Consider the following 5,176-nt stretch of genomic DNA (forward strand, 5'->3'; position numbering starts at 1 on the left):
ATTATTCAGCTGCTCATGGCTGAGGCTCTCAATGTGGGTAAACACATCCTCCCGCATGGCGGAGAGAATCTTCTGCCCCACCTGCTGCAGCACCATGGCCTGAATGTAGGTGCACAGCAGCGAGACCAGCAGAATGCACACATATACCAGCACAATGCGGAACAGATAGGACAGCTCGAAATCGCCCACTACAGTCTCTTCAATATGGCCGATTACCAGCGGAGAGACCACTGAGTAGACATTAGCCACAAGCATAACAAAAAACACCAGCACAAACTTCTTGCGGTAGGGCTTGGCATAGACCAGCAGCCGCTTGACGATCTCCGAGTCGGGCATATTGCGCTCCCGGTTTTCCAGGACGTTTTTCCGCTTGGCGGCAAAAAAGGCCGCCACAAAAACCAGGGCGAACATACCGATAATGCCGCCTACAATCAGAACCGGCAGAAACTCACGCATTGCTGTGCTCACTCCCTTCCTCGTCCAACCTTTGCAGGTCCACCATCTTGGTGTACTCAGGGCAGCTCTGGTAGAGCTCCGCATGGGCGCCTGCTGCCACCAGCCTGCCCTGGTCGATAAACAGAATCTTGTCCATCTGCTCGATGGTAGAAATACGGTGGGCGATGAGGATGGTGGTCTTCCCCGCCCGGGTGGCCCGCAGGTTCCCCAAAATGGCCCGCTCGGTTTTGGTGTCCACCGCTGAGACAGAGTCGTCCAGAATCAGAATGGGCGCATTTTTCATCAACGCCCGGGCAATGGAGATGCGCTGCTTCTGTCCGCCGGAGACGGTAACGCCCCGCTCCCCCAGAATGGTGTGATAGCCGTGCTGGAAGCCCTTCACGTCGTGGTGAATGTCCGCCAGCTTGGCATACTGGGTGATGGTTCTGTCGTCATAGTCCTCCACACCAAAGGCAATGTTGTGCTCAATGGTGTCGGAGAACAGGAAATTGTCCTGGGGCACATAGGCGCAGCCATCCCGCAGGGAGTGGATGGTCACATCGTTCACATCCTGGCTGTCTATAAACAGGGCGCCGTCGGGCACATTATATGTACGCAGAATCAGGTCCACCAAGGTAGTCTTGCCAGAGCCGGTTTTGCCCACCAGCCCCACGTTCTCACCGGCGTTAATGGTAAAGGAGATGTGCTCCAGGGCGTCGAACTCCCCGTCAGGGTAACGGAAGCTCAGGTCTCGGAACTCGATATCTCCCCGAATCTTTTCCAGGGGCCTGGCGCCGGGCTTGTCTGCCACAGTGACCTTAGCGTCCAGCAGCTCGCTGACCCGGTCCAGAGAAGCCTTGCCCCGGCTGGTCATGTCGATCAGCTCGCTGACAGCCATGATGGGCCACACTACCGAGTTGAAGTAGCCGATGAACTCCACCAGCTGTCCGGCGTTGAACTTGCCCTGATACACCAGAAAACCGCCGTAGCCCAAAATGACACAGACCACGCTCTCAATGAACAGAGTGACAAAAATGCGGAACAGCACCGAGGTCTTGGTGTGGTTGATGTTGGCCACCTCGTTCTCCTGGTTCAGCTTCTGAAAGGCCAGCAGCTCCTTACTCTCCTTCACAAAGGCCTTGATTACCGCAATGCCTGAGAAGCTCTCCTGAGAAAAGTCCGACAGATTGGAGAAGGCCTGCTGCCGGATGTCCCACTTACGCATCAGACTTTTGCCCACCATGGTGGCCATGCACAGCAACAGGGCCATGGGGATCATGGAGAACAGGGTGAGCAGGGGGTTCATGCTCCACATTTTCATCACTGCCAGAGTCCCCATAAACAGCGCGTCGAAAAACATGAGCACGCCCCAGCCAAAGCAGTCCTGCACCGTGTCCAGGTCGTTGGTGAACAGGCTCATCAGGTTGCCCACCTTGTTCTCCTGATAGAACTCCCGGCTCAGGTTTTTGGCGTTGTCAAACATGCGGTTGCGCAGGTCCGCTTCCAGCCGGATGGCGCTGCCCATAAAGGCCAGCCGCCACAAAAAACGTCCGGCCACAATAGCCAGAATGACCCCCACCATAGGCATACAAATCCGGTCCAGCAGAAAGTCCAGGTCAAAGGCCACCTGCTGGCCGTCAATCTCCACATAGCCCTGGTTTACGCCGTTGATCACCATCTGGTACAGGTTGGGGATCATCAGCTGGAAATAGTCCACCGCCACCAAAGCGGCCAGGCCCAGCAGCAAAACCCACCCGAACTTCAGATAATAACGGTTGATGTGCTTGCCGATGATCAAATCAGATTCCTCCTTTTCCCTCTTGGAATTCTTCTTCACAAGGCTTTATTATAGCATAGTCTTCTTCTTTTTTCCAGTCCTTTTATAAATAAATTTCCGCTATTTTTATAAAAAACTCCCAGAGGCTTCTAAATCCTCCGGGAGTTTATAAAATATTTATAGCCCTCAGGCCGGGTTTTCCATTGTGCCGATAAAAACAGGGGTGCAGGTCTCTGTGTCCACAATCATATAGAGGAAGGGCCGGTCCAGATAGACCTGGGGCAGCTCATCCGGCAGGGCAGACCCTGCCTCTGCCACCACCGCCGTGGCCGCGCCAGCCTTTGTGCCCTGCTCAAACACCGAGAGATAGGTCTTGTGCACAATTTGGCTGATATACAGCGGCATACCGTCCTCTGTTTTGCCCATCCGGGAGAGGTCCGCACGCGCCGGGTCAAAGGCGTCGGTCACGCCCATCTCCTGAAGCAGCCCATCCAGCCGGGCGCTGTACTCTGCCTCAAATCTGGGAAGCCCCGCCAGCACCTCCTGTTTCTGCGCGCCGGCCAGCACAGCCCGCAGCCGCTGGCCGGTAAGGCCTGCCAGGTAGTCTGACAGGCACTGGCCCTCTGGGGGCAGCAGAGCGGCAAAGGCATACTCGCCGCCCGCGTAGGGCTTAAGAAAGCCCGCCGCCTCCCCGTCCCGCAGATAATATCCCTCAGAGGAGAACATCATGTCCACCTGGGTCTCTGTGCCGTCCGCCAGGGTGAACAGCTTTTCCCGCACCGCATATTCGTCGTAGACGCTCTCCCACTCCCCCTCAAAGGCCAGGGCATTGAGCAACACCAGCATGGCCTCGGACTTTAACTCTGAAAGAATCTGGGGGATCATCCCGTGGGTGTTCTCCTTGACCCAGTCGTTGAGCTCCTCGAGAGTCGTGCCGTCAAAGGACTTTTGATAGACATCCGCGCTGAAATAGTCTGCGTTTTGCTGTAAAAAGTCCTTCTCCACCTTCACCGCTCCCTCCCGCAGCCAGATGGAGTTTGCCTGGTGAAGACTGGCCTTCCCGTTATCGGGCAGGCCGCTGGAATAGGCAGCGATCCACTCCCGCAGCTGGTCCTCCGGCAGGCCCAGAGCAGCCTCCAGCTGGGCCAGGGTCGCGCCGGAGGCTCCCCCCGCCGTCATAGTCAATGCACTGAGCACAGACAGAGGGGAGGCCAGCACCCCCTCTCCCGGCTGAGCCTCCTGGGCGCGGCGCAGCAGCTCCAGGCCAAGCTCCGCGCAGGCGTCTGCGCCCGGGCCCTGCCGGTCAGCCCCGCCGCCGGTCTTTCGGGGGCGGACGCCCGCCATCAGGTCGCCTCCCGCAGCGCCGCAGCCAGTCAACGCCAGCAGCAAGGACAAAAAGATGCTGGACAGAACAAGAGACCTTTTCCGTTTCATAACAGATTCCACCTTTCCTGCAACATGATCCGCTGAGACACATGGGGCCGCATACCCGCATTCGCCTGCGTTCAGCCATTCCATTTATAAAATCGTCATGGAGAAAGGGTTGGTTACAAAAATCTTCAGCCTCCGCCCACCAAGGACTTCAACCAATTAGCCAGCCCGTCCGCGCCGTAGACCGCTGCCATAATCAGCAGCAAAAAGACCAGCACCGATAGTATCTCCCCCACCAGTCGTTTGGCAGAGGGCGGCTCGCCCTCCTGCTCCTGCTGCTCCTGTTCCAGCTCCCAGCCCACCTGAGCGGCCAGCTGCCGGGCGGCCTCCATCTGCCCGGCTGACACATAGAGCTCCTTCCCGGTGGGAGAGTCCTCGCTGTCAAAGGAGAAATATCCACTCCCTCTGTCCTCAAGGCTGTGGGCAATCCCTGCTCCGTCCAGGGCCTGGCACAGACGTTCCGCCTCGTAGGCCTCGCACCTGCAGAGAAACGCCATGTCCTCCTCCCCGGCGGGCCGGAGATTCTGGCTGCGGCAAGCCGGGCAGCGGTTGACAGCGTCCTCACACAGTCGGCGGCACTTGGTACAATACTGCATAAAGGCCTCCTAGATCACCTGCTGGCCGTTGATGGCCAGCTTGAATTCCAGCCCCAGCTTCTCCGCCGCCTTGCCGCAGAGGAGCATACGGGCCATAAATATCTCAAAATACTCCATCACCGAGCTAAAATTGGGGTCGATCTCCAACCGGAGCCAGATAGCCTCCTTGCTGGGGTCAATTTCCAGCCGCGAGCCGGTGACCGAGTAGTTCACCCGGTCGTGGATGTCAAACCCGGCAGGGTCCTTGCCCCGCACCCGGGTCCGGCGCACGTCAGACTTGTCCGCAAGAATCAACGCTGCGGCCTCGGGGCTCACAGGCACCCCAGTGCCCTCGTCGTGGTTGCCGATGGCAGTGGCAATCAGAGCGATCTCCTCCGGGGGAAATCCCATGTTGTCCAACAGGCGAAAGGCCATGACAGCCCCGCTCTGGCTGTGGTCCACCCGGTTGACCAGGTTGCCGATGTCGTGCAGATAGGCGGCAATCTGGGTGAGCTCCACCTGACGGGCCGGATAGCCCAGCGTGCGCAGAATATACCCGGCCGTGTCAGAGACCCGGCCCACATGGGCAAAGCTGTGCTCGGTAAAGCCCAGCGCCGCCATAGAGGCGTCGGCCTGGGCGATATAGGTCTTGATGGCGGGGTCTTGCTTGATCTGGTCGTAAGTGATCATAACATGCTCCTGTAGTTTTTTGGATTCATTGTATCACATGCATGGGGAGAAAGCAAGCCGGAGACTGCCAAAACAGCGAGCGGCCTCCTTCCCCACCCAAATTTCCCCTTGCGCATTCTTCCCTGGCCAGGTATAATCATTCTAAGAGCCTATCCCGGAATGAGACGTGGGCAGATTGCGCAGTCAGATTGATCGTCAGATGGCGTCAAAATTTTGCAGGCAGGCTGACGCCTGTCAAAAAATTTTGACGCCATCTGACGATCAATCT

At 57.7% G+C, this 5,176-nt stretch carries 5 protein-coding genes; all 5 read right to left on the reverse strand.

All coding sequences use genetic code 11. The features are described 5' to 3' along the window. Positions 1-456, reverse strand: a 456-nt coding sequence (locus tag ACTO5E_RS10075; RefSeq protein WP_482303356.1) for an ABC transporter transmembrane domain-containing protein, incomplete at its 3' end; no start/stop codon positions are given. Further along, complete coding sequence (locus ACTO5E_RS10080; RefSeq protein WP_482303357.1) at positions 449-2,233, reverse strand: ABC transporter ATP-binding protein; 1,785 nt, start codon at positions 2,231-2,233, stop codon at positions 449-451. The genes ACTO5E_RS10080 and ACTO5E_RS10075, both read right to left, overlap by 8 nt. A gap of 165 nt (positions 2,234-2,398) precedes the next feature. Next, positions 2,399-3,646: a serpin family protein gene (locus ACTO5E_RS10085; RefSeq protein ID WP_482303359.1), complete on the reverse strand. Its 1,248-nt coding sequence runs from the start codon at positions 3,644-3,646 to the stop codon at positions 2,399-2,401. Positions 3,647-3,771: 125 nt separating this feature from the next. Further along, positions 3,772-4,239 carry a hypothetical protein gene (locus tag ACTO5E_RS10090; RefSeq protein WP_482303360.1) on the reverse strand — a complete coding sequence of 156 codons (468 nt, stop codon included), beginning with the start codon at positions 4,237-4,239 and terminating at the stop codon, positions 3,772-3,774. A 9-nt stretch (positions 4,240-4,248) separates the two neighbouring features. Further along, on the reverse strand, positions 4,249-4,908 hold the full coding sequence (locus tag ACTO5E_RS10095) for an HD domain-containing protein (RefSeq protein WP_482303361.1): 660 nt from the start codon (positions 4,906-4,908) through the stop codon (positions 4,249-4,251). Positions 4,909-5,176 lie beyond the last annotated feature (268 nt).

It is taken from the genome of Acutalibacter sp. (assembly GCF_056800975.1).